The 21,954-nt window shown below is 70.4% G+C and carries 18 protein-coding genes; 8 read left to right on the forward strand and 10 right to left on the reverse strand.

Annotated features, from left to right (window positions below; all coding sequences use genetic code 11):
• The first annotated feature begins 113 nt into the window (after nucleotides 1-113).
• Nucleotides 114-686 (forward strand): hypothetical protein, encoded by a 573-nt coding sequence (locus tag STRTU_RS20440; protein WP_167539179.1) that lies wholly within the window; start codon nucleotides 114-116, stop codon nucleotides 684-686.
• 25 nt (nucleotides 687-711) lie between these two features.
• On the opposite strand, the gene STRTU_RS20445 is transcribed toward STRTU_RS20440, so the two are convergent.
• The 3 genes from STRTU_RS20445 to STRTU_RS20455 are packed head-to-tail and all read right to left on the reverse strand — an operon-like array spanning nucleotide 712 to nucleotide 3,182.
• Nucleotides 712-1,503 carry an enoyl-CoA hydratase/isomerase family protein gene (locus tag STRTU_RS20445; RefSeq protein WP_159744931.1) on the reverse strand — a complete coding sequence of 264 codons (792 nt, stop codon included), beginning with the start codon at nucleotides 1,501-1,503 and terminating at the stop codon, nucleotides 712-714.
• Nucleotides 1,500-1,982, reverse strand: coding sequence for a Zn-ribbon domain-containing OB-fold protein (locus tag STRTU_RS20450; protein ID WP_159744932.1), 483 nt, complete (start codon nucleotides 1,980-1,982; stop codon nucleotides 1,500-1,502). Before STRTU_RS20450 ends, STRTU_RS20445 begins: the two co-directional genes overlap by 4 nt.
• Before the next feature lie 48 nt (nucleotides 1,983-2,030).
• The gene (locus tag STRTU_RS20455) at nucleotides 2,031-3,182 is read right to left on the reverse strand and encodes a lipid-transfer protein (protein WP_159744933.1); all 1,152 of its coding nucleotides are present in this window, start codon (nucleotides 3,180-3,182) and stop codon (nucleotides 2,031-2,033) included.
• Between the two features lie 108 nt (nucleotides 3,183-3,290).
• Between STRTU_RS20455 and STRTU_RS20460 the strand changes: the two genes are divergently transcribed.
• Complete coding sequence (locus STRTU_RS20460; RefSeq protein WP_159744934.1) at nucleotides 3,291-4,928, forward strand: FadD3 family acyl-CoA ligase; 1,638 nt, start codon at nucleotides 3,291-3,293, stop codon at nucleotides 4,926-4,928.
• A gap of 166 nt (nucleotides 4,929-5,094) precedes the next feature.
• Here the strand turns inward: STRTU_RS20460 and STRTU_RS20465 are convergent, their stop codons facing one another.
• The 5 genes from STRTU_RS20465 to afsR form a co-directional block, all read right to left on the reverse strand.
• Nucleotides 5,095-5,685 (reverse strand): TIGR03086 family metal-binding protein, encoded by a 591-nt coding sequence (locus STRTU_RS20465; RefSeq protein WP_159744935.1) that lies wholly within the window; start codon nucleotides 5,683-5,685, stop codon nucleotides 5,095-5,097.
• A 135-nt stretch (nucleotides 5,686-5,820) separates the two neighbouring features.
• Entirely contained in the window at nucleotides 5,821-7,431 is a 1,611-nt protein-coding gene (locus tag STRTU_RS20470; RefSeq protein ID WP_159744936.1) for a class I adenylate-forming enzyme family protein, read from the reverse strand.
• Between the two features lie 209 nt (nucleotides 7,432-7,640).
• On the reverse strand, nucleotides 7,641-7,844 hold the full coding sequence (locus tag STRTU_RS20475; RefSeq protein ID WP_159744937.1) for a hypothetical protein: 204 nt from the start codon (nucleotides 7,842-7,844) through the stop codon (nucleotides 7,641-7,643).
• A 340-nt stretch (nucleotides 7,845-8,184) separates the two neighbouring features.
• Nucleotides 8,185-8,448 carry a laminin G gene (locus tag STRTU_RS20480; protein WP_159744938.1) on the reverse strand — a complete coding sequence of 88 codons (264 nt, stop codon included), beginning with the start codon at nucleotides 8,446-8,448 and terminating at the stop codon, nucleotides 8,185-8,187.
• A gap of 212 nt (nucleotides 8,449-8,660) precedes the next feature.
• Nucleotides 8,661-11,594 (reverse strand): SARP-family global regulator AfsR, encoded by a 2,934-nt coding sequence (gene afsR, locus STRTU_RS20485; protein WP_159744939.1) that lies wholly within the window; start codon nucleotides 11,592-11,594, stop codon nucleotides 8,661-8,663.
• Between the two features lie 382 nt (nucleotides 11,595-11,976).
• Between afsR and STRTU_RS20490 the strand changes: the two genes are divergently transcribed.
• A complete protein-coding gene (locus STRTU_RS20490; RefSeq protein WP_159744940.1) occupies nucleotides 11,977-13,197 on the forward strand; it encodes an amidohydrolase family protein in 1,221 nt (406 codons plus the stop codon).
• A 116-nt stretch (nucleotides 13,198-13,313) separates the two neighbouring features.
• Here STRTU_RS20490 and STRTU_RS20495 read toward each other — a convergent pair whose 3' ends face one another.
• Nucleotides 13,314-16,124, reverse strand: a complete 2,811-nt coding sequence (locus STRTU_RS20495; RefSeq protein ID WP_159744941.1) for a TIR domain-containing protein — start codon at nucleotides 16,122-16,124, stop codon at nucleotides 13,314-13,316.
• 206 nt (nucleotides 16,125-16,330) lie between these two features.
• Here STRTU_RS20495 and STRTU_RS20500 point away from each other — a divergent pair, with 206 nt between their 5' ends.
• Nucleotides 16,331-17,233: a DUF4231 domain-containing protein gene (locus tag STRTU_RS20500; RefSeq protein ID WP_159744942.1), complete on the forward strand. Its 903-nt coding sequence runs from the start codon at nucleotides 16,331-16,333 to the stop codon at nucleotides 17,231-17,233.
• A 138-nt stretch (nucleotides 17,234-17,371) separates the two neighbouring features.
• Here STRTU_RS20500 and STRTU_RS20505 read toward each other — a convergent pair whose 3' ends face one another.
• On the reverse strand, nucleotides 17,372-17,851 hold the full coding sequence (locus STRTU_RS20505) for a DUF1453 domain-containing protein (RefSeq protein ID WP_159744943.1): 480 nt from the start codon (nucleotides 17,849-17,851) through the stop codon (nucleotides 17,372-17,374).
• 67 nt (nucleotides 17,852-17,918) lie between these two features.
• On the opposite strand from STRTU_RS20505, the gene STRTU_RS20510 reads away from it, so the two are divergent.
• The 4 genes from STRTU_RS20510 (at nucleotide 17,919) to STRTU_RS20525 (ending at nucleotide 21,936) form a co-directional block, all read left to right on the forward strand.
• On the forward strand, nucleotides 17,919-18,536 hold the full coding sequence (locus STRTU_RS20510) for a TetR/AcrR family transcriptional regulator (RefSeq protein WP_159744944.1): 618 nt from the start codon (nucleotides 17,919-17,921) through the stop codon (nucleotides 18,534-18,536).
• 141 nt (nucleotides 18,537-18,677) lie between these two features.
• Nucleotides 18,678-19,646 (forward strand): TIGR03619 family F420-dependent LLM class oxidoreductase, encoded by a 969-nt coding sequence (locus tag STRTU_RS20515; protein WP_159744945.1) that lies wholly within the window; start codon nucleotides 18,678-18,680, stop codon nucleotides 19,644-19,646.
• A gap of 251 nt (nucleotides 19,647-19,897) precedes the next feature.
• Nucleotides 19,898-20,683: an SDR family NAD(P)-dependent oxidoreductase gene (locus tag STRTU_RS20520; RefSeq protein ID WP_159744946.1), complete on the forward strand. Its 786-nt coding sequence runs from the start codon at nucleotides 19,898-19,900 to the stop codon at nucleotides 20,681-20,683.
• 128 nt (nucleotides 20,684-20,811) lie between these two features.
• A complete protein-coding gene (locus STRTU_RS20525; protein ID WP_159744947.1) occupies nucleotides 20,812-21,936 on the forward strand; it encodes an LLM class flavin-dependent oxidoreductase in 1,125 nt (374 codons plus the stop codon).
• Nucleotides 21,937-21,954 lie beyond the last annotated feature (18 nt).

The raw sequence follows: 21,954 nt of genomic DNA on the forward strand, positions 1-21,954 counted from the left end.
TTGCCGGGCCCGTAAGGGGTGTCCCTGGCGCTTGCTAGGGTGTCGTGTACGCGTCAATTCCAGAGTGACGGGCTCAGAGTTTTCCACGGGGGATGGGCAGAATGAAGCAGTGCATGCGCACGGGCACGGGCGTCCGCGGGGGCGCCCGTACGGGTGTCGGGGCAGGTGCCCGTACGGGTATCAGGGCGGTGGTCGTGGCCGGGCTGGCGCTGGTGACGGTGGCCACGGTGGGCGGCTGTGCGTTCGGCCGGCCCCAGGTGAAGGTGCCGCCGCCCTTCCCGAGCCCCACGTACTCCAGCGGGTATGACTCGTCCCCGTCGTACGACTCTTCCCCGTCGTACGAGCCCACCTACTCGCCCTCGCCGGCCGAGGAGACCTACGACCCGGACGGGCGGGCGGACGTCAGCGGCAGCAACTGCGACTTCTCCGATTCGCTGCGCCAGTTCACGTACACGGTCTCCATCACCAACCCGTCCATGAACGATTCCTTCTCCTACGACATGGCCGTCAACTGGATGAAGGCGAAGCCGGCCGACGGCAAGGCGTACGGGCTGCATGAGCGCTCGATCACCGTCGGGCCCGGCGACACCGAGACGTACACCGCCAAGTACACGGTCAATCAGTCGTCGATCGGGCAGTTCTGGTTCACCTGCGAGATCACCCGGGCGCACAAGACCCGTAGGTGACCCGTAGGTGGCCCTCACCTACGGGTCACCTGACCAGGGGGTGCCCCCTCTGCCCGCCGTCCTGCCCGCCCCTCTTCCGGGCGGCGAAGAGTCCGGCCTGGCGGTCGGGGGGCAGGCTGCCCAGCGCGATCAGCGCAGGGGCGTGCGCCAGGGCCTGCGCTCTGGCCGCCTCCTTGGCCGCCCACAGGGCGCGCACCGTGCCCTGGACCGCCCCGGTCGGCTGGGCGGCGAGCACGGCCGCGCGGTCCAGCGCCACCTCGGCCGCCGCGCCGGGTGAGGTCAGCTCGGAGACCAGACCGATCTCGTACGCCCGGGACGCGCCCAGCCGCTCCGCCGTCCCCATCAGGGCCAGCCGGGCGGCCTCCCCGTAGGGCATCCGCTGCGCCATGAGGATGGACTCGTACGCGCTGACCATCCCGTAGGTGGTGTGCGGGTCGAAGAAGGTGGCGTTCTCGGCGGCGATGAGGAACTCGGCCTCGCCCAGGAGGTAGAACGCGCCGCCGCAGGCCATGCCCTCGACGGCGGCGATCACCGGCTTCCACAGGTCGTTGGCCTTCGGGCCGATGTGGAGCAGCGGGTCGTCGAGGGAGTAGGGGGAGGACGGCTGGGGGACGTCGGCGGAGCGGTCGATGCCGGTGCAGAAGGCCCGGCCACCGGCGCCGGTGAGCACCGCGGCCCGTACGGTGTCGTCGAAGCGGAACGCCCGCCAGGTGTCGGCGAGTTCGGCGGCGGTGGCGAGATCGACGGCGTTGTGCCGCTCGGGCCGGTCGAGGGTGACCAGTGCGACCCCGTCCGTGACCTCCGTGCGCACCGTCATGGCCGCTCCAGGAGCCAGCGGGGTACGGTCACGCCTCCTGGCATGGTGTGGAAGACGGCCTTCACCGGGGCGCCGATGCGCAGCCGGGCCGGGTCGACGGAGTTGAGCGGGGCGTCGGCGGCGGTGACGAGGTTGCCGACCAGGCGGATGCGCGGGGCCTCGGCCAGCTCCACGATGATCGCGTTGTAGCCCGGCTGCTCGGCGTACGCGGGCAGCAGCGGCGGGTGCGGCAGGACGTAGGACCAGATGCGGCCGCGGCCGCTCATCCGCTGCCAGCGAGCGGCGAAGGACCGGCAGTTCGGGCAGCAGGGCCGGGGCGGGAAGCGCAGTGCGTCGCAGCCGGCGCAGGCCTGGACGCGCAGTTCGCCGCGGGCGGCGTACTCCCAGAACGGCGCGCCGTCGTCGTCGGGGACGGGAAGCAGCAGGTCAGCGCCGCTGCCGGGGCGATTGTCAGTGGCGGGTGGCACGCTCGGTGTCATGGCATCACGAACGGACTCAGGAGCAGCATCACGTGTGCTCAAGGCGTATCAACTCCTCAGCAGCAGGGCCGAGGTGGGGACGCCCTCGCCCGCGGTGACCAGGCAGGTGGCGGCGTCGGGGACCTGCGCGGTGCTGGTGCCGCGCAGCTGTTTGACGCCTTCGGTGATCAGGTTGAAACCGTGCACATACGCCTCGGAGAGACCGCCGCCGCCGGTGTTGAGCGGAAGGCGGCCGCCGGTCTCCAGCGCGCCGCCCTCGGTGAAGGCCGCGCCCTCACCGCGTTCGCAGAAGCCGTAGCCCTCCAGCGAGAGGGGGATCAGGGGGGTGAAGGCGTCATAGATCTGTGCCACATCGACGTCCTGCGGTCCGAGGTCGGCGCCCTTCCACAGGTGCCGGGCGGCCGCCCAGGCGGGGCCGGTGAGCGGGTCGTCGTTCCAGTAGTTGACCATGCCGTGGTGCTGGGCGGGCAGGCCCTGGGCGGCGGAGTGGACGTAGACGGGCCGCTGCCGGCAGTCGCGGGCGCGCTCGGCGGAGACCACGACGCAGGCCAGCGCTCCGTCCGTCTCCAGGCAGTTGTCGAACAGGCAGAGCGGCTCGCTGATCCAGCGGGCGGTCATATACATCTCGCGGGTCAGCGGGCGTTCGTACATGATCGCGGCCGGGTTCTGGTTGGCCCGGTTGCGGCAGGCGAGTGCGACATTGAAGAGGTGGTCGCGGGTGGCGCCGTATTCGTGCATATAGCGGCGGGCCAGCATGCCGATCTCGTCGGCGGGGCGCAGCAGACCGAAGGGCCGGGTCCACTGTCCCGGGGTGGGCAGCTGGACCTGGGTGTTCTTCCAGGGGCGCGGTCCCGAACCGCGTTTGCGGGACCGCCAGGCGACGCCGACGCTCGCCTGGCCGGTGGCGATGGCGGCGGCCAGATGCGCGACCGTCGCGCAGGAACCCCCGCCGCCGAAGCCGACCTTGGAGAAGTGGGTGAGGTCCCCGGCGCCGATGGCCTTGGCTATCTCGACCTCGTCGGTCTCCTCCATGGTGTAGGAGGCGAACGCGTCCACCTCGGAGGGGGAGATCCCGGCGTCGTCCAGCGCCGCGACGATCGCCCGGCAGGCCAAGGTCTTCTCGGATTCCGGGAGTTGCCGGGCGAACGGGGTCTGTCCGATGCCGGCTATCGCCGTAGCGTCCTTGAGGGTCGGCCCCATCGCCACCTCCGTGGTCGGTCGCCAGTGGTGCTGACAGCGGAGGAGGCTACCGCTAATCTGACGGACAGTCAGCTAGTGGCGTACAGCTCTTCGGCGGGAGGCAGTGCGATGCACGACGACGTGGACGCGCGGGCGGACCTGGAGTACGGCGTCATCCCCCGTCTGGTGCGCGCGGCCGCCCGGCGGTACGGCTCCCAGGAGGCCGTGGTCGAGGGCCGCACCCGGGTGACGTACGCCGAGCTGGGCGAGCGGGTGGAGCGGGCGGCGGCCGCCTGTATCGCCGCCGGGGTCGCGCCCGGGGACCGCGTGGCCGTATGGGCGCCCAACACCCTCGACTGGATCGTCTCCGCCCTGGGAGCCGTCACGGCGGGCGCCGTCCTCGTCCCCGTCAACACCCGCTTCAAGGGCACCGAGGCCGCCTATGTACTGCGCCGCACCCGCGCCAAACTCCTCTTCATCACCGGCACCTTCCTCGGCACGTCCTACCTCGCCGCGCTCCGCCGCGCCGCCCGGGAGGGCACCGGCTCCGGCCCGCTGCCCGGACTCCCGCGGCTGGAAAAGGTCGTGGTGCTCTCCGACGACGCCCCCGCCGACTTCGTCACCTGGCGGGAGTTCCTCGCCGACGGCGCCGCGGTGCCCGCCGAGACCGTCCACGGCCGGGCCGACGCCCTGCGCCCCGACGCCCCCTCGGACATCATCTTCACCTCCGGCACCACCGGCCACCCCAAGGGCGCCGTGATCACCCACGCCCAGACCCTGCGCGCCTACGACGTCTGGAGCGAACTGGCCGGCCTCCAGGAGGGCGACCGCTACCTGATCATCAACCCGTTCTTCCACACCTTCGGCTACAAGGCCGGGATCATCGCCTGCCTGCTGCGCGGCGCCACGATGATCCCGCAGCCGGTCTTCAGCGTGGAGACCGCGCTCGCCAAGATCGCCGCCGAACGGATCTCCGTCCTCCCCGGCCCGCCCACCCTCCACCAGCAGCTCCTCGACCACCCCGCCCGCGCCGGGCACGACCTCTCCGCGCTGCGCCTGGTGGTCACCGGCGCCGCCGTGGTCCCCCTGGAGCTGGTCGAGCGGCTGCGCAGCGAGCTGAAGATCTCCACCGTGCTGACCGCATACGGCCTGTCGGAGAGCTCGGGCGTCGTCACGATGTGCCGCCGCGGCGATCCGCCCGAGGTGATCGCCGCGACCTCGGGCCGGGCCCTACCCGGCACCGAGGTCCGGGTGGTCGACGCCGCGGACCGCTCGGTGCCGCCCGGCGACCCCGGTGAGGTGCTGGTCCGCGGCTACCACGTGATGTCCGGCTACTTCGAGGACCCGGCCGGCACCGCCCGCGCGCTCACCCCCGACGGCTGGCTGCGCACCGGCGATGTGGGCGTGCTCGACGCGGACGGCAACCTCCGGATCACCGACCGCATCAAGGACATGTTCATCGTCGGCGGCTTCAACGCCTATCCCGCCGAGATAGAGCAACTCCTCGGCCGCCACCCCGACATCGCCGAGGTCGCCGTCGTCGGCATACCCGACCCCCGCCTCGGCGAGGTGGGCAAGGCGTATGCGGTCCGCCGCGCCGGCTCCCTGCTCACCGCCGACGATCTGATCGCCTGGTCCCGCCGCGAGATGGCCAACTACAAGGTCCCGAGGGAGGTCGCCTTCGTCACCGCGCTCCCGCGCAACGCCAGCGGAAAGATCCTCAAGACCCGGCTGCGGAAGGGGGCTCCGGGGGGCGCTCCGGCGTGAGTGGGGCGGCGCGGGGGGCGTGCGGCCGGTCGGTGCGGCGGGTCCGTGCGGCGGGTCGGTGCGGCGGGTCCGTGCGGCGGGCCGGTGCGCCGGCTCCGTGCGCCGATTCTGTGCGGCAGTCCCGGCCTACGGTTCCCGCCTACGGTCCGGGCCTACGGCTCCCGGCCTACGATCCCGACGGTGCCCAGTCCGGCCGGCGGCCGCTGAGCGCCACCACCTGGTCGAGGAGCGGCGCGTCCGCCGCCACGGTCACCGGCGGGCCGAACACCGGGAGCCGCTCCGAGGACTCCACCAGGGGCGCGAGGAGCGCATACGAGACCCCGAGCGCGGCCATGTCGGGCGCGTAGTCCTGGCCGGTGGCGCGCGCCAGGTCCCAGCCGTGCAGCACCAGCTCATTGAGCGCGAAGCGGCCCGCGATGGCCGCGGGCAGGGTCACCCCGCCCGCCTGGGTCTCGCCCTCCCATGCCTCCGGGGCGGCCCAGGCCGCCGCCATCCCCCGCAGATTGCGGTCCAGCGCGGTGCGCCAGCCGGGCTCCACATCGGGCACCGTCACATTGGGAGCGACGCTCGTCATCGGCCCGAGGTTCTTGCGCGCCGTCTCCTGGAAGGCCGCGGACAGGCCGACGAGATGGCCCAGCAGATGACGCACCGCGTACGCCTCGCAAGGGGTGGGGGCATCGAGCTGCTCATCGGCGGTCCGGGCCGCGAGCTGCGCCACCAGCCGGGCCTGCGCCGTGAAGTCGATCGTCTCGGTCATCGTCCGGGTCCTTCCGTCCTGCCGTGGCGTGCTGCCGGGCCCCGCCGGGTGCGGTCCGCCCACACGCGGTGCCGCCTCCCAGTGAAGACTCCACCGGCCCCCGGAACTCATCGCCACACCGCCGCCGGGCCCCGGCTACTCCGTATACCGCTCCCGCAGCACCGTCTTGAGCACCTTGTTCAGCGGCCCGCCGCGCGGCAGCTCACCGACCGTCTCCAGCTGCTCCGGCAGTTTCTGGGTCATCAGCCCGGCCGCCCGCAGATGCGCGGTCAGCCCGGCCAGGGTCAGCGGCGGCGCGGCCGGATCGGCGGGGGTGACCACCGCGCACACCCGCTCGCCGCGCTCCCGGTCCGGTAGCCCGATCACCGCCGCCTCCGCCACCGCCGGATGGGTGCGGACCAGCTCCTCGATCTCCTGCGCGGAGAGGTTCTCGCCCTTGCGGATGATGATGTCCTTGAGCCGCCCGGTCAGCACCAGATGCCCGTCGGGGCGCAGCCGCCCCAGGTCACCGGTGCGGAACCAGCCATCGGCGGTGAACGCCTCCGCCGTCAGCGCCGGGTCGGTGTACCCCCGGAACAGCATCGTCCCCTTGACCGTGACCTCGCCGCTCTCCCCGTCCCCGGCCACGGACCCGTCCGGCCGGACGATCCGCACCCGCGCGCCCACCACCGGCCTGCCGACCGTCCGCGACAGCTGCTCCTCGCTGTCGTACGGCGTCCCCATCGCGATCATCGGACACTCGGTCATCCCGTACCCGTGCACGATCGCGCACCCCAGCTCCCGCCCCGCCGCCGTATACAGCTCCGGTGACATCGGCGCCCCGCCACCCGACAGCAGCCGCAGTGACGGCATCAGCCGCCCGGCGTGCGGCAGTTGCTGCCGGTAGCGGCGCGACTCGTCCAGGAACGCCTGGTAGAACGCGGTGCTGCCGCCGGCCATGGTGACCCCGCGCCGCCGGTAGACGGCGGCCGCACGGCCCGGTTCGAAGGTGTCCAGGATGACCGCGGGAAACCCGCTGACCAGCATGGCGATGACATAGTCCGGCCCGGCGATATGCGCGTACGGAAAGGCCATCGAGCCGATGTCGTCCCCGGACATACCGAGCGCGGTGGCCAGCCCGACCCCACCGGCGATAAGACTGGCATCGGTGTGCTCCACCCCTTTGGGCGCGGCGGTGGTCCCGGAGGTGTAGTAAATCCAGCGAGTGGCCCCGTCCCCGTCGCCGCTCCCGCTCTCGTCGCCGCTCCCGTTGCCGTTCCCCTCCCCGCCCCCGCCCCCGACGGGCGCCGCAGCGGGCAGCCCCGCCGGGTCCGCCCTGGGCAGCCCGCCCCCGACCGGGAGCACCCGCACCCCGTCCCCGGCGGCCTTCCGCACCATCGCCGTGTGGTCGAACCCCCGCCACACGCCCGGTACGAACACGAACTCCGCCGCCGACTCCGCCAGGATGAAGCCGACTTCACGCTCCCGGTGCAGCGGTATGACGGGTATCTGCACGGCCCCCACCCGGGCCAGCGCCAACGACAGGATCACCGTCTCCACCCGCGTCGGCAACTGCCACGCCACCCGCGTCCCGGCCCCGACCCCCATCCCCCGCAACCCGGCCGCCACCCGCAACGCCTCGTCCCGCACCCCGTCAAAGGTGACGCTCCCCCCGTCCCCGTCGAAAAACATCGGCACCCCGCACGAAACCCGCGCGCGGTATTCGACGAGTTCCCAGAGCGTCTGTATACGGGCGGGGTCGAACATGGGGTGCCTCCTGGCTGCCGGCGGAGCAGGGCGGGGCAGGCCCGACGGCCGCGGCGGGCCTGAACGGCGTGACTGTAGCAGCAAAACTGATGCATCGTCAGATCTGTGCGCGCGGGTCTGTGCGGCAGGCGGAGAGACTGCCGGAAACGGAGCGGGCCCGTCGCGGCGCGACGGGCCCGGCCCCCGCGAAGGGGCGGTGCTGTGTTCGGTCAGTGCTGGGCGGATACCTGGTGCGGGGCCGGAATGTGGTTGTCGGGGGTGGCCGTGTTGGCGGCTATGGGCATGGTGCTGTCCTGGGCGGAGAAGCCCGGGGTGGCGGGGGTGTGGCTGTCCGCCATGGCCGGAGTCGCGGCGACGCCGGCGGCAGCGGCCGCGAGGGCGACGGTCACGAGGGTGCGCGTGAATCGGCTCATCTGAACTCCTTGAAGAGGTGAGTTATGAACAAGAGAAGCTTGCCGCTCCCAGGCCGTACATTCGTTCAGGTGTCCTGAAATAGCCGCAGAATGCGGGGAATTGCCGTTGTGAGTCGCCGAGGCGCACGGCTCGCCGCAAGGGCCTTCTGCGTTGGCGCACGCGAAAGGGGCCGACTTCGATGACTCCCCCCTTGGAATGTCATCGAGGCTGGCCCCTTCGGTCCCCCGTTCCCCCGTACTTCCCCCGTTCCCCCGTACGTCCCCCGTGCCCCGGTCTCCCCCCCCCGGGGCCGTCCCGGGTATCCCCCTGACTCCCGGGCTGACTTGATGCCGAGGTCGACTACTTCGGGTCGACGATCGGCCGGGTGCTGTCCTTCGCCTTCACGGAATGACCGTCATCGGGAGCGCCCGCGCCACCGGCGACAGGAGTGTGCCCTTCCCCTGGCTGGATGGGGCGCGTGCTGTCCATCGGCTGGATCGGGCGGGTGCTGTCCATGGGCTGGATGGGACGCGTGCTGTCCATGGGCTGGATCGGGCGGGTGCTGTCGAGCGGCTTGACGACATCCTTCTCGTCACCCGGGCGAGGCTGGTTCTCGGTGGCCATACGATCAACTCCTACGTGTGGGCGCTTTTGGCGCACCCGCCCGGCAACTCCCCCGTGGGTCGCCGGACGGGCGAACCGCGGCCGAACACCTTATCGGTGGGGCTCGCTCACCGAGCCGCTTGCCCCCCGAGGCGGCGGATCGGTTGAGAAGAGACTGCCGTGTGGCGATGAACGATCGATAAACGTCGGAGGGGCGCGTGCCCCGGCGGCCGCTACGCGACGGCCACCGAGGCGGGAAACAGCTGCGAAACGCTGCCCTGCGGCAGTCCCAGCCTCTTGTGAATCGTCTGCACTTCCTGCTGGCAGACCTGTGCGCGCCCGGTGTGTCCGATCTCGCTCAGAGCGTTTCCGAGTACCGCGAGTGCGCTGGCGCGCCAGCGGTCTCCACCGTTGCTGCGGAGCGCGGCGACCGCCAGTTCAGCGTAGTTGGCCGCCTTGGCGGGCTGATGCGCCGCCAGTTCCACTTCTGCCAGGCGCAGATACGTCATGCCTTCCCAGAACCGCTGCCGGGTGTCCTGGAAGCTGACAAGGGCCTCGGTCAGTTGCTGTGTGGCCTCCTCCAGCCGGTCGGCCAGAGTGAGGGCCATGCCCAGGTTGTATTTGCCGTTGGCCAGCCGTCGCGAGGCACCGCACTCCTGGTACAGCGCGACCCCCTGCTCGGCGAGCGCGACCGCGCTGTCCACCCGTCCGGTGTCCAGATGAACCCGGGAGAGGTTGCAGAGCGCGCTCGCCTCCGACTGCTTGTTGTTGATGTCACGGTAAGAGAGGAGGGCCTGGTTGAGATAGGCGTCCGCCTCGTCGAGCCGACTCTCGATACTGGCGATGATGCCCCGGTCGTTCAGTCCGTTGCAGGCCGAGAAGTCGTCGCCGGCGGCCAGCCCGCGCAGCGTTGCCAGCTTGGCGTGCTCATCGGCTTCGCCGAGCCGCCCGGACTGGGTGTAGATGGGGGCGAGGATCCAGTGCACGCGAGCCGCGGCATGCTGGTCGTCGCTCTTCAGCGCGGCGGCGAGCAGGGTGAGACTGGCTTGCTCGAACTGCCGGTTGCTGGCACCGGAATCGGCCATGTCCCTGGTGAGCACCAGCAGATCGACGGCACGCCGCAGGGAGCCCGGTGCGGTGTTCTGCAGCGCGCAGGCGATCAGGCATCTGGATTCACTGAACAACCAGGTCATCGCCTCGGAGCGGTCCTCGAAGACCAGTCCGGGATAGTGCGGCGTCTCCATGTGGTCGACCAGGATGTCGCCGGGGCGTTCGAGGGGGTATCGGTGCGCAGCTGTCGCCAGATAGAAGTCCAGGAGCCGCGACAGCGCCGCATCGCGTTCCGCCGGCGGCTGTTCGTCGCGCTCCGCGCAGGAACGCGCGTAGAGGCGTACGAGGTCGTGGAAGCGGTAGCGGCCGGGTGCCGCGGACTCCAGCAATGAGGTGTCGACGAGGGATTCCAGCAGGTCCTCGGCCGTATCGGCGTCCATGCCGAGGAGGGCAGCGGCCGCGGCCAGGGAGATGTCCGGGCCGTCGGCCAGACCCAGCAGCCGGAAGGCTCGCGCCTGCGGGGGTTCCAGCTGCCCGTAGCCCAGTTCGAAGGTGGCGGTGACGGCGAGGTCACCGGCCCGCAGCTCGTCCAGACGGCGTCGCTCGTCGGCCAGTTTGCTGGCGAGCACGGAGACCGTCCAGGTACGGCGGGAGGCCAGCCGGGAGGCAGCGATACGGATGGCGAGCGGGAGAAACCCGCAGGCACCGACCACGTCCATCGAGGCCTCGCGCTCGGCGTTCACCCGCTCTTCTCCGACGATGAGGGTGAAGAGGGTGAACGCCTCGTCGGGGCTCATCACATCGAGGTCGATCAGATGCGCCCCGGCGAGATCTATCATCCGCGCGCGGCTGGTGATCAGCGCTGCGCAGCCCTCGGTGCCGGGGAGCAGCGGGCGAATCTGTGCGGCGTCCCGGGCGTTGTCCAGCAGGGCGAGCACACGGCGGCCGGCGAGTGTGGAGCGGTAGAGGGCGGAGCGCTCCTCCAGGCCGTCGGGGATCGCGGAGTCCGGGGTACCGAGGGCGCGCAGGAACGCGCCGAGCACGGCCTCGGGCTCCGCGGGGGTGTGTCCGGCGCCCTGCAGGTCGGCGTAGAGCTGCCCGTCGGGGAAGTGCTCGCGGGCGGCGTGTGCCACGTGCACGGCGAGGGTGGTCTTGCCGACGCCACCGATGCCGGTGAGCGCGGAGACCGCCATCACGCTGCCCTCGGTGGTGGCGAGCCGGTCGCCCAGCTCGGCGACGAAGGGGGTGCGCCCGGTGAAGTCGGCGACGGTGGCGGGGAGTTGCTGGGGCCGGATGACGACATGGTCGGAGTGGTCCGCGCCGTCGCTGAGCGTCGGGGGTGCGTCCAGGTCGGCGTCCGCCCGCAGGATCCGCTGCTGGAGTTCCGAGAGGGAGGCGCGGGGTTCGACGGCCAGTTCCTCGTCCAGGAGACGGCGGGTGTCGGTGTAGACGGCCAGTGCCTCGGCCTGTCGCCCGCTGCGGTACAGCGCGAGCATGAGGAGTTCCCGCAGTCGCTCGCGCAGGGGGTGGGCGGCCGTGAGGGCGGTCAGTTCGGAGACCGCCTCGGCGTGGCAGCCGACTTCCAGGTCGAGTTCCAGGCGCGTCTCCAGCAGGGTCAGCCGCCATTCGTCGAGACGGGTGCGCTGGGTGTCGGCGTAAGGGCCGGCGAGTCCGGCCAGGGGCTCGCCGTCCCACAGTGCGAGCGCGGTGTCGAGGAGTTCGCGGGCGCGGCCGCGATCGCCGGCAGCCTTGGCCTTTTCGGCCTCGGCCGCGTACTGCTCGGCATGGTCCAGGTCCAGCGGGCCGTCCACGGAGCGGATCGCATAGCCGCCGGACTCACTGACCAAGGTGGCTGCGTCATCACCCAGCGCCTTGCGGAGCCGTGAGGCGTACGTGCGCAGCGCGGCGAGTGCGGCGTGCGGCGGTTCGTCGCCCCACAGCGCATCGACCAGCTCGGGTGCGGTGGCGGTACGGCCGCTGCGCAGCAGCAGTGCGGCAAGTAACGCACGCTGCTGCGGGGAGCCCGCCGCCAGCGGCGTATCGCCGCGCCAGGCCCGCACGGGACCGAGCACGGAGAAGCGGAGCCGCTCCCGTCCCTGTCCCGGACTGTGGTCCATGTGTCCCCCTGCCTTGTGTCATCCGTTCGTACCGTTCGCATCGGTTCACCGTGCGCAACGGTCAGTCTGCCTTGTCCCCGCCCCTTGCGTCAGTAGGGGTCCGGAGCATGCACAAAGCCTCCTCGGGTGATCAAGTGATGTATGCGCCAGCGCACAAGGAGGTGCGGAGGGTCCGCTTCCGTGCGCCTCTTGGCCGGTAGTCGCTCCTGTGCGCCCCCGGTTGTTCCAGGCCGCGCCCCCTGACCGCCTCTGCACTCCGCTCCCGCCGCTGTCGTGCCCGGCAGTGGTCCTCGTCTGCGACCAGTGCTTACGTGCGCATGACTGGCGGATGCCCGCGTCCGCATTACTGACGGACCGTCAGATCAGCGCTACCGTATCCGCCATGGAGACCTTCCCGAAGATCATCTCGGTGGACGACCACACGGTGGAGCCCCCCAACGTCTGGCGGGACCGGCTCCCGTCGAAGTATCGCGACACCGGGCCGCGGATCGTCCGGGCGCCCGTGCGGGAAATGACCTTCGTCGGCGGAAAATTCGCCCCAAAGATGGGTGACGTGGGTGACGACGGGCCCATAGCCGACTGGTGGATCTATGAAGATCTGCACCGACCGCTGACCCGCCTCGACACCGCCGTCGGCTACTCCCGCGACGACATCAAGCTCGAAGGCATCACCTACGAACAGATGCGTCCGGGCTCCTTCAGCGTCCCCGACCGGCTGGCCGACATGGACGTCAACCACGTCCAGTCCGCCCTGTGTTTCCCGACCTTCCCCCGCTTCTGCGGCCAGACCTTCACCGAGGCCAAGGACCGGGAACTGGGCCTGCTGGGGGTGCGCGCCTACAACGACTGGATGGTGGAGGAGTGGTGCGGCCCGCAGGCGCGGGGGCGGCTGATACCGCTCACCCTGATCCCCCTGTGGGACGCCGAGCTGGCCGCCGCGGAAGTACGGCGCAACGCGGCCCGCGGCGTCCGCGCCGTCTGTTTCAGCGAGATTCCGCCGCACCTGGGGCTGCCCAGCATCCACACCGACTACTGGGACCCGTTCCTGCGCGCCTGCGCCGAGACCGGCACGGTCGTGGCCATGCACATCGGCTCGTCCAGCAAGATGCCCTCGACGTCCGCGGACGCCCCGCCCGCCGTCGGCTCCACGATCACCTTCGCCAACTGCTGCTTCTCGATGGTCGACTGGCTGATGAGCGGCAAGTTCGACCGCTTCCCCGGCTTGAAGATCATGTATGCCGAGGGCCAGATCGGCTGGATCCCGTACATCCTGGAGCGCGCGGACGTGGTCTGGGAGGAGAACCGCGGCTGGGGCGGCGTCGCCGACAAGGTCCTCCGCCCGCCGTCCGAACTCTTCACCGGGCACGTCTACGGCTGCTTCTTCGACGACGCCTTCGGCCTGAAGAGCCTGGACGCGATCGGCGTCGGCAATGTGCTGTACGAGACGGACTACCCCCACTCGGACTCGACCTGGCCGAAGTCGCGGGAGGTCGGCGAGTCCCAGATGGGGCATCTGGCCCCGGATGTGGTGGAGCGGATCGTGCGCGGCAACGCCATTGAGCTGCTGGGGCTGACGGCGGAGGGGCTCTGGGCGGGGGCGTGACGACGGGATCAGGTGCCTGACGGGGCATCGCACAGCTGCCGAAGGCCCCCGCGACCGCGCAGACGCACGGGCTCGAGGGCCCCGGCACACACAAGGATTTGGCAACTGCAGGGCCATCAGCTGCAGGTGGGCCGGGAGGGCGGGTCGGTCCCCACATAGCGGCGCCATTCGGCGTCGGTCAGATTGCGGTCGGCGATCCGGCAGAGGCCCTCGATCCAGGAGGCCACCGAGAAGTCCCAGGAGAGGACCTCGCCGCCTTCGGTGGCTGTCCACAGGGTGCCTGCGCTGTCCATCACGAAGCCGGTGTGCTCCCCGATGCCGCCGAACCCGGACATCGTACGGAGTGGGATGGGGACGTCGGGGCCGCCCAGCCGGTCCCCGGTGTCCGCGTCCCACCTGGTCAAGGCGCCACTGTCGGCCAGGGTGAGGACCGTACGGCCGTCCGCGCTTGAGGTCACCCGGGCCCCGTTCGGTTCGTCGCTCTGCCAGCGGAACCGCTGTGTGTCCAGGTCCCAGCGGGCGAAGGTGCCTCTGCTGCCGTCGAGGAACAGTGCGTGTCCCCCGCCGGCCAGCGCGAACGCATTCACCTTCTCGCCGTCCAGGCGAACCGACTGCATTTTCCGGCCGGAGTCGACGTCGTAGAGGTCGACGGCGCCCTTGATGTTCTGCACCGCGGCCGTCCGGCCGTTGTCGCTCAATGAGGAGAGCAATCCGCGCCGAGGGTCGCCGGGACCGCGTGGTACCGCGATTCGGGTGCGCTGCGCTGACGGGTCGGCGATATGGACTGCCCCGTCGTCCGTGGTGATGACCAGGGAGCCGTCCGCGCGCGGGGCGATCATGACCGGGTCCAGGTAGTCGTCATGCCGTCCGGAGAAGCTCACCGTGTGCCGTTTCACCAGGCGGGTGCCCTGGACCTGCCATGACTGCACCCCGCTGGACAGGCCGGCGTACAGGGTCCGGCCGTCGGGGCTGAAGGCGAGCGCGCCGTAGAGGAGGTCATCCCCGCCCACGAGCAGGTCGCGGCCCTTCGGGCTCCAGACGTGCAGTCTGGTTTCCTTGACGACGGGGTCGTCCTCCATGAGGTTGTCCCAGGCGACCTGGCCGTCCGGGCCGGCGGCCAGCGCCGGGCTGCGGATCATGGTCTCGTCGTCCGAGAGGGGCAGGCCATGCGCATGGGCCGTCCGGGAAGACTGCTGGAAGTTCCACAGCGCGACCGTCCGGCCGTGTGCGGAAGCGAGCCTTTCCCCCGTGTCGGAGAACCGCAGCATCGAGGGGCGGCCGACACCGGTGAGCGTGCGGAGCCGGCCGGTCTCCCCTTTGGTCTGCGCGTCGGCCACCGTGATGCCGGACGCCGTGCCCACGGCCATCCGGCCGTTGTCGGACAGCGCCAGCAACCTGGCTTCCTCGTTGGGGAGCGCGGGGAAGTCCGGGCAGGTGTCGGCGAGGGACTCGTGGCCCTTGCGTTTCGGTAGTCCGGTGCTGATCAACTGTCCGAATTTGAGGTAGCCGAAGCAGTGGCCACCGTTCGAGACGGCCTGTACGAACTGGCCCGCGGGCAGGGAGAGCTGGTGGCTTTCCACGACCGTGCGCAGCTCGGGCACGGTGTACAGGGCGCCGCCACCCACCCCGTCGCGCACCAGAAGGTGGGAGTCGACGTTCTGGAAGACGGTCACCGTGCCGGAGTGCCCGCTGCGCTTCGCACGGACCATCTTTCCGCTCTCCTCGTACAGCGCCACCGTGCCGGCCTCGTCCACGACGGCCAGCTGTCCCGCCATGCCGAATGCCAGCGAGGAAACGCTCTTCGGCCGGGGAGCGAGTCGGCGCAGTCTCTTGCGCGTCAGGTCATAGACCCCCACATTGCCCTTGCTGTCCCCGGCGGCCAGCCGCTTCCCGTCCTGGCTGAAGCCCACTGCCGTGATACGGCCCGGCAGCGAGGTCCGGGCGCGCAGGGCGCGGTCGTCGGCGCGCCACACCGCCACCGCACCGCCCTCGTCCCCGACGGCGACCACCTTGTCGTCCGTGCTGAAGGCGAGCGCGCTGATGTCCTTCGCGCTCGACATCATGCTCACCAGATGAGGACTGTCCGTGGAGAGCTGGTTCAGCGTGGCGATGGCCTCGGGTGACTCCTGCATGCGGTACGCCTCGATCGCCAGCAGCGAGGCCAGCCGCAGATTTCCGTCCTTGAGGTTCAGGGCGGTCGCGGCCAGCTGCCGGGAGGTCGCCAGCCGGGCCTGACGCTGGGCCTCGTCCCGCTGCTGGACGGCGTTCACCCAACCCAGGCCCGCTGCAACCGCGAGAGCGGTGATGACGGCGAGCGCACCGCGCACGAGCCGCTTCGTCCTGCGCTGCCGGGTGACATCCGCACCGATCAGATCCTCTTTGGGGCGCCCGTGCAGCGGGGCCGCCAGGTCGGCCACGCATTGCTGGAAGCGCGAGTCCCGCAGTGAGCCGGGATCCTCTTCCGACATCCAGCGCAGATCGACCCACCGCGGCTCGTCGCTGAACATCCCCGCCATGGTGCGCGGCAGGCAGGTGGTGTGCTCCCAGTCGAAGTCTCCTGCCCTGTGGTCCCACTTCAGCTCGCCACCGGTGACGACAATGAGCATCCGCCGCGCCCCGAGGCCGGCGCGCCACCAGTTGATCTCCTTCTGCACCCAGTCCGAGCCGGCGGACCCCGGGCAGGCAAGCAGAATGAAGGCGCCGGAATCCGCGAGATGACGCTCGATTTCGGGCCACAGCCCCGGGTTTGCCGAGAGCGAGGCATTGTCGAGGAAGATGCGCAGCGCGTGTAAGTGCCGCCAGCTGCTGCGCGCGAAATTCTGTAGCCCCCGCCGAAGATGATCAGCCTTGGCGCTGTCGGCCGCATGGCTGTAGGAAAGGAAGGCGTCGTATCGGTGGGTGCGCTGCGAAGCGTTCTGACCAGCCATTCCGGTTCCCCCGTCGTCAGGTCGGGCACGGCGGCGCCGCACGTCCCCGTTGCCGCATCATCCACAGGGCCGGGATGGCGGGCAACCGCGCCTTGCAGTAGTGAAGTTGGCATCGCCACACCGTCTCGTCCTCGGCCCGGCCGCCTTCCCTGAATGCCGGGATGGCCCCGTCGATCGGCTCTACACTTCCTTCGTATTTCGGACTCATGTTGCGGGATGCGAGGGGGCGGGCTGCGGTGAGCGAGGGACAAACACTCGGCGAAGCGGATTTTCCGGCAGTGTTCCGGTCGGCGGACGCCGCTTCCCTTTCGGGGCAGCGACGCCATATGAGGGGTACGAAATGGCGGCTCTTGCTGGCGATCGTGGCCGCCGTCTGCGCGGTGTCGAGCCAGGATGCCGCGGTGACGGTGGTGCTCCTGGCCTTCTTGGCGACCGTCTACTTAGAGGTGTGGATGCTCGCAGAGCGGCCGGAACGCGCCTGGTACGACGGACGTGCCCTGGCGGAGTCGGCGAAGACACTGTCCTGGCGGTACGCGGTGGCGGGTGAGCCGTTCCCGGCCACTCTGCCCGCGGATCACGCGGACCGCAGATTCCACGAGCGACTGGAGGTCCTGCTCAGGGAGGCGCCGGCCGACAGCATCGTCCCGGTGGGCTCGATGGCTGCCACGCGCACCATGGGCGAGTTGCGCCGGAGCCCGTTCGCGGTCCGTAAGGGGGCATATCTCGCCGGGCGTATCGCGGATCAGCAGCAGTGGTACGGCTCCAAGGCGGCCATGAACATCGCCCTGGCCCGTCGCTGGCGGGTCGGTCTCATCGTCGTGGAGGGGCTGGGTGTGCTCGCCGCCGTCCTGCGCCTGCTGAAGGTCATCGACTTCGATTTGGCCGGTGTGCTGGCGGCCGTGCTGGGTGCGGGAGCCGCCTGGTTCGCGGTGCGCCAGTACGAGTCGCTCGGCCGTGCCTACACCTTCGCGGCGACCGAGCTGAGCATCGTCCATCAGCGGCTGTCCGCGACCCATTTGGAGCCGGACTGGGCGCAGGAGGTGGCTGATGCCGAGGAGGCGATCAGCCGCGAACACACGATGTGGCGGGCGTCCCGGGGTGCCGTGTAGCCGTTGGCGTCCGGGGCGTGAGCGCGGGCCGGTTCCCGGTCCTGGAGGGCCGGGCACCGCCGGCGGGACGCGTCCGTGTGGGCCTGGGGGAGCGGTCCCGGCAGCGTCATGCCGGGGCCGCCGCGAGGGAGGTGCCTCCTAGCGTCGTCCCCGTTCCGTCGCGAACGGTGTGCCCGTTGTCAGGCCGCGGTGGGCGACCGCGAGGGACTCGCCCAGGAAGCTGATGCCGATGCCCAGTTGGAGGGGGCGGGCGTTCTCGTGCATGCCCAGCTTTGTTGCCAGTAGGCCGTAGCCGGCCATGGTGAGCAGGGACAGGGCGGCGACGAGGAACGTACGGCCGGTGTAGCGCTGCCATAGGACGCCGTCCCGGGCGAAGAGCTGGACGGTCGCGCCGCGCAGGGCGCCGAGCGTGCAGCCGAGTGCGGCGCCCGCGGTGGCCCAGGCGACGTCGCCTCCCGTCAAGTGGTCGGCCTTGGCGAGAGTGGTGACGCCGATGGCGATGAGGACGAGTGGAGCGATGAACAGCTCGCGGGCGTTGACCGGTTCGCCCCGTAGCCGCTTGGCGATCACGATGGCGGTGATGATGGCGATGATCGCGGCAAGCAGCCAGCCGTTCATGGGTCCCCCCGTTTTTAGCTCGATTGAGTTAAAAAACAATTTAGCTCGGGTGTGCCATAATCGCAATATGCCGAAGATCGTCGATCCCGAGGCCCGCCGGCGCGCGGTTGCCCAGGCCGTACTGCGCGTGGTGGGGCGGCAAGGGGTGGAAGGCGCGTCGCTGCGCAATGTCGCCGATGAAGCGGGGCTCGCCATCGGCTCTGTGCGTCATTACTTCAGTGATCACGACGAGGTGCTGCTTTTTGCGATGGCGGAGCTGAATGCCCGTATTGAGGGCCGGGTGCGAGGGCATGTGGAGCGGTTGCTCGATCCCGGGGCGGGGGCGGAGCGCCGGGCTCGGGTGGAGGAGCTGCTCGTCGAGTTCCTGCCGCTGGACGCCGAGCGTCGCGAAGAGGGCATGCTCTGGCAGGCATTCACGACCGCGGCCCGTACCCGCCCGGGGCTGCGGCCGTATGCGGTCGCATTGGAGTCGGGGCTGCGTGCCCTGCTGCTGCGGGTGCTGCGCGGCAGTCAGGAGGCGGGCGGCCTGCCGGATGACCTGGATCTGGAGCTGGAGACGCTCAGGCTGTCGGCGCTGCTGGACGGGCTGACCCTCCAGGCGACCCTGGAGCCGGAACGCATTACGCCGGATGTGCTCAGGGGTGCCCTGCGCCGGCATCTGGAGACGCTCCGCCGGGACGGGTGACGTCCGGGCTGTCACTGTTTCGCTGCCTTCCGTTCTCCGGGGCTGAGCTTCCCTCCCCACCCCTTGCCTGATGTGGCACCAGGCGCCACGATGTCCCGCGCGAGCTATATGACGCTCCGTCAAATGTGGCCGGGAGGGTGTATGGGCAGCGCGGATGAGGCGGTGTGGCGGCCCGAGGTGGGGCGGCTGGGGTATGGGATGCAGTTGCCGGTGCAGGCGCAGAGTGTGGTGTTTGCGGAGGGGTGGGAGGCGGGGGCGGGGCCCGTCGATTTGGTGGAGGTGGCGCGGGCCGCGGACCGGTACGGGTTCGGGTATGTCGCTTGTTGTGAGCATGTGGCGGTGCCGCGGCGGCTGGCGGGGGCGATGGGGACCGTTTGGTACGACCCGGTGGCCACGCTTGCGCATCTGGCCGCCGTGACGGAGCGGGTGCGGCTGCTGAGCCATGTCGCGGTCGTCGGGCTGAAGCATCCGCTGGTCACGGCCAAGCAGTACGCGACGCTGGACCGGCTGTCCGGGGGGCGGCTGATCCTCGGGGTCGGGGCCGGGCATGTCGAGGAGGAATTCGAGGCGCTCGGGGTGGACTTCGGGCGGCGGGGGGCGGTGCTGGACGAGACCGTCGAGGCGTTGAAGGTGGCGTTGGGCCCCGAGGAGTTCCCGAAGTTCGCGGGGGAGCGGTTCGCGTTCGAGGGGCTGGGGCAGGCGCCGCGGCCGGTGCAGGTGCCGCGGCCGCCGATCTGGGTGGGCGGCTCCTCGCCCGCCGCCGTACGCCGGGCCGCCGAGCGTGGCGACGGCTGGCTGCCGCAGGGCGACCGGCGTGACCAGCTGCCCGGCCAGATCGCACGGCTGCGGCGACTGCGGGCGGCCGCCGGAATCGAGCACCCCGCCGTGATCGGCGCCATCGTCGAGCCGCTGTACGTCGGCGAGCCGCGCTGGGACGTCGGCCGGCGGACGCTGTCCGGGGCGGCGGAGCGGATCGCGGACTCGCTGCGGGAGTACGGGGCGATGGGGGTGCAGCAGATCCAGGTGCGGTTCCGGAGTCGGAGCCGGGACGAACTCGTCGATCAGATGGCGGAGTTCGGGACGGCTGTGGCGCCGTTGCTGAACGGCTGACTGCCGAGGAGCGGCGGCTGATGGCCGACGGCTGACGGTCGACGGCTGGCGGTTGATGGCCGACGGCGAGCGGCGAGCGGCGAGCGGCGAGCGCCAAACGGCTAACGGACAGCGGCCGACGACTGACGGCTGACGCCAAGCGCCAAGCGGCTAGCAGATACCGACCGCCGGCCGGCGTCCCACCCGCCACCGCCGACGCGGACGTGCTCACCAACAAGCGGACGTGCTCACCAACTAGAGGAGGGCCAGGCATGGGCAAGCTCGACGGGCGGGTCGTCGTCATCACGGGGGCGGCGCGTGGGCAGGGGGAGCAGGAGGCGCGGCTGTTCGTGGCGGAAGGCGCGAAGGTGGTGCTGGGGGATGTGCTGGACGCGCAGGGGGAGGCGCTGGCCAAGGAGCTGGGGGAGGGGCGGGCCCGCTACCTGCACCTCGATGTGACGCGGGAGGCGGACTGGCAGGCCGCGGTCGTCGCCGCCAAGGATGCGTTCGGGAAGATCGACGGGCTGGTCAACAACGCGGGGATTCTGCGGTTCAACGAGCTGGTGTCGACGCCGCTGGAGGAGTTCCAGCTGGTGGTGCAGGTCAACCAGGTCGGCTGCTTCCTGGGGATCCGTACGGTCGCGCCCGAGATCGAGGCGGCAGGTGGCGGGACGATCGTCAACACCGCCTCCTACACGGCGCTGACGGGGATGGCCTTCGTAGGCGCGTATGCCGCGACCAAACATGCGGTCCTCGGTCTGACGAGGGTCGCCGCGGTGGAGCTGGCGGCCAGGAAGATCCGGGTCAACGCGGTGTGCCCGGGGGCGGTGGACACCCCGATGACCAACCCGGCCGGGCTCGATCCGGGCATCGATCCGGCCGAGTCGAAGCGGGCCGTGGACGAGCTTTACCAGAAGCTGGTGCCGCTGGGCCGGATCGGGCAGCCGGAGGAGGTCGCCAAGCTGGCGCTCTTCCTGTCGTGCGAGGACTCGTCGTACATCACCGGGCAGCCGTTCGTCGTCGATGGTGGCTGGCTGGCCGGGGTCAGTGTGATGTGACGAGTCGTCAGGTCGGTTTGGTGGCGGCTCTTGACGCTCTCTGCGTGCGGTGGAACAGTCGGCACACCAATCGGATCTGACGATGTGTCAGATCCGCGTCGGATCGCCACAGGGGACGGTGAACCTCCTTGGAATTCGGGCTCTTTGTACAGGGATATGTGGGCAAGCGGGCCGAGACCGACCCGCTCGCGGAGCACAAGGCGCTGATGGAGGAGACCGAGTACGTCATCCAGGCGGACAAGTCCGGCTTCAAATACGCCTGGGCGTCCGAGCACCACTTCCTGGAGGAGTACTCGCACCTCTCCGCCAATGACGTCTTTCTGGGGTATCTGGCGCACGCGACCGAGCGGATCCACCTGGGATCCGGCATCTTCAACCCGCTCGCGCAGGTCAACCACCCCGTCAAGGTCGCCGAGAAGGTCGCCATGCTCGACCACCTCAGCGAGGGCCGCTTCGAATTCGGCAGCGGGCGGGGCGCCGGCAGCCACGAGATCCTGGGCTTCCTGCCGGGCATCACCGATATGAACCACACCAAGGAGATCTGGGAAGAGACCATCGCCGAGTTCCCGAAGATGTGGCTCCAGGAGGAGTACGTCGGGTTCCAGGGCAAACACTGGCAGCTGCCGCCGCGCAAGATCTTCCCCAAGCCGTACGGGGCCTCGCACCCGGCGATGTGGTACGCGGCCGGCTCGCCGTCCTCGTACGCCATGGCGGCGAAGAAGGGCCTGGGGGTCCTCGGCTTCAGCGTCCAGAAGGTCTCCGACATGGAGTGGGTGCTGGAGCAGTACAAGACGGCGATCCGGGACGCCGAGCCGATCGGTGACTTCGTCAACGACAACGTGATGGTGACGTCGACGGCCATCTGCGCCGAGACGCACGACAAGGCCGTGGAGATCGCCGTCAACGGGGGCCTCAACTACCTCCAGTCGCTGGTCTTCCGCTACCACGACACCTTCCCGCGGCCCGAGGGCATCCCCGAATGGCCCGAGCTGCTGCCCGACTACACCACCGAGATCATCGAGTTGCTGATCGCCGAGGAGCTGATGATCTGCGGCGACCCGGACGAGGTGCTCGGGCAGTGCCGGCGCTGGGAGCGGGCTGGCGCCGATCAGCTCAGCTTCGGGCTGCCGATCGGGGTCTCGTACGAGGACACCATGAACACCGTCAAGCTCATCGGTGAGCATGTGATCCCGAAGATCGACACCGATCCGGTGCACCGCACGACCCGGTTCCGGCAGGCCACGGGCAGCTGAATTCCGCCGAGGGGAAGG

The organism is Streptomyces tubercidicus, from assembly GCF_027497495.1.
Lineage (GTDB): Bacteria > Actinomycetota > Actinomycetes > Streptomycetales > Streptomycetaceae > Streptomyces > Streptomyces tubercidicus.